At 41.0% G+C, this 288-nt stretch carries 1 protein-coding gene; it reads right to left on the bottom strand.

Annotated elements, in window-relative coordinates:
- Positions 1-288 (bottom strand): RDD family protein (locus AAEY78_RS12595; RefSeq protein WP_352339674.1); only part of this gene is annotated, 288 nt, incomplete at both ends.

Raw genomic sequence — 288 nt, 5'->3', positions numbered from 1 at the left:
CCGATAAGCTTAAGAAAAGAAGGCAAGCGGTGCGTGTTCTGATCCACTACCCGAATACCCGTAATCAGCTTACCTAATGATTGACCACGCAAAGTGATAAATATCAATTGTAGCGCAAACAAACCAAAGACCATGACTTGCGATATCATCAATGTGCTACTAGGAAGACTCTCCATCAGCGTCATCGAATATTGATAAGCGGTGTCCATATCTTGAATATTTTGGAATTTGCTATAATCCACATCCATTTTGGTCAATGCCAACACCAGTGGAAAGATAGCTAATAGG

It is taken from the genome of Psychrobacter sp. 16-MNA-CIBAN-0192 (genome assembly GCF_040309565.1).
GTDB lineage: Bacteria > Pseudomonadota > Gammaproteobacteria > Pseudomonadales > Moraxellaceae > Psychrobacter.
This window is presented reverse-complemented; position numbering and strand designations above follow the sequence as displayed.